Origin of the sequence: Gemella cuniculi DSM 15828, from assembly GCF_000425665.1 — a bacterium.
GTDB lineage: Bacteria > Bacillota > Bacilli > Staphylococcales > Gemellaceae > Gemella > Gemella cuniculi.
In genome coordinates this window covers 1-1,746 of sequence record NZ_AUDW01000036.1, presented here as the reverse complement: position 1 = coordinate 1,746, position 1,746 = coordinate 1, and the positions used below count along the sequence as shown (strand labels likewise).

Sequence of the window (1,746 nt, the reverse complement as noted above, 5' to 3'; positions counted from 1 at the left end):
TGAAGTAGACACATTAAAATCGTCGGTTGACCAAGGATTAGTACAAGCTGAAAAGAGTTGGTCACCTACATCAAAAACATTTATATTGCCAAACACAAAAATGATATGGGATGGACTAATGCAATAGAAAAAATAGAAGCCAAATACACAGCAGAAAAAGAAAAGTTAAAAAAAGAAAAAGACAACAAACTAACAGACCAAGAGTATGACAGAGCTATAACTAAAATAACAGGAATAAACGGGAAACCCCTTTTCGGAGCTAGTGTAATAAAAAATGCAAAACCAGAAGAAAAGAAAGAACTACTACTAACACTCCTACCATGGATAATACCAGGCGGAGGAACATTAAGAAATGCAACAGCTATAGGAGGATTCATAGGAGGATTAAATGGTGTAATATTAGGAGAAAAGCCCTCAAAAATATTACAAAAAATGGTCCTAGGTAGCCTAGGTGGGTACGGATTTTACAAACTAGGTACAAAAATAAATATAAGAGAACAAATAAAACATACAGAAAGTCACAAACAACCTTTAAAAACTATCAAATAAGATGGATAGCGTACAAATCCACACACAATCGATCAGCAGAAACAGTAACTTTGGGGAAATATAATCAAAATGGAATATCATATTTAGACGTAGCTAAAAAACACAAAGATACATATTTCGACATGGGAACAGAAAGTTGGAATAAAACGTTGAAGATAGTAAATGGAAACGAGCAAGAAATGTGGAGAATAAACAAACAATTTCTTAATAACCAAATAGCAAAAGGAAAGACAATAAGACTTTCTCATGACCCTAATAAGGCTACAGGGTTTTATGATTATGAAATAAAATATTTAAAAGAAAAAGAATATATTATTGATGATGAAACTATAGGAGGATATTGGTATGCTAGACAAAGAAAGAACTAAAAATATATTAAGGTTAGCTTCATCAGAGGTGAAAAAGTACTTTGGATATAAAAAATCAGATTGCTTTAGCATAAAAGTAGTGGATAATCCAAATGATGATGCAGGTGTATGGTTAGAATTTTTAGTGTATAGAAGATTCAAAATAAGAATAATTGTTTCAGATAGTGGGGGAAAAGAGGAATTAAAATATGAAGTGAATATAGGAGAATATTATAATTTATTATTATTGGTACCTTATAAAGTATCAGAAAGAATCTCGTTAGGAAAAAGAAAAGAAGATATTCAACAGTCTCTAGAGGTATTAGATGAGTACCTAATTTGGAGAATGACAGATGCTCAAAAGAAAACATTTGGAATACCGTTGGATAAAGAAGTATTAAAAGAAGATTAAATTAAACTTTCATCTTTATCAGAGTTATGTCAGTTATGTCTTTGATGCTGAAAGTATATATAGTAGGAGGAATATAGTGTGTTAAATCAGGAACAAATAAAAGAGGTATTAGATAGAGTAGAAACTGAAATTGAACAGTATTTTGGGTGTGAAAATGTTGACTTTTCTCAAATATATCTGAACTATAATCCTAATAAAAGTATTAGTCCAAATTTAGAATGTTTAATTTATAAAAGTTATGAAGTTAATGTTATTCTTTCGGATATAGAAAGAGGTGGAACGTTAAGTTATGCAGTAAATATAGGAGAATTTTATGGATTAAGATCTTTAGTTTCTTACGGAGTATCAGAAAGAATCTCGTTAGGAAAAAGAAAAGAAGATATTCGGGAATCTCTAGAGGTGTTAGATGAATATTTGATTTGGTGTATGACAGATTCG

Annotated in this window: 4 protein-coding genes; all 4 read left to right on the top strand. The window is 30.5% G+C overall.

The window, feature by feature from the left end:
• Positions 1-105: 105 nt before the first annotated feature.
• Positions 106-549 (top strand): hypothetical protein, encoded by a 444-nt coding sequence (locus tag H612_RS0104640; RefSeq protein ID WP_027130381.1) that lies wholly within the window; start codon positions 106-108, stop codon positions 547-549.
• A gap of 50 nt (positions 550-599) precedes the next feature.
• Positions 600-917: a hypothetical protein gene (locus H612_RS0104635; protein ID WP_027130380.1), complete on the top strand. Its 318-nt coding sequence runs from the start codon at positions 600-602 to the stop codon at positions 915-917.
• Positions 895-1,308, top strand: coding sequence for a hypothetical protein (locus H612_RS0104630; RefSeq protein WP_027130379.1), 414 nt, complete (start codon positions 895-897; stop codon positions 1,306-1,308). Before H612_RS0104635 ends, H612_RS0104630 begins: the two co-directional genes overlap by 23 nt.
• Before the next feature lie 78 nt (positions 1,309-1,386).
• The coding region (locus tag H612_RS09155) for a hypothetical protein (RefSeq protein ID WP_035500340.1) at positions 1,387-1,746 on the top strand (360 nt) is incomplete at its 3' end.

What these genes read in the sequence shown, in the direction of transcription:
- H612_RS0104640 (WP_027130381.1), top strand. Translation starts at nt 106, where the DNA reads ATGGGATGGACTAATGCAATAGAAAAAATAGAAGCCAAATACACAGCA.
- H612_RS0104630 (WP_027130379.1), top strand. Translation starts at nt 895, where the DNA reads ATGCTAGACAAAGAAAGAACTAAAAATATATTAAGGTTAGCTTCATCA.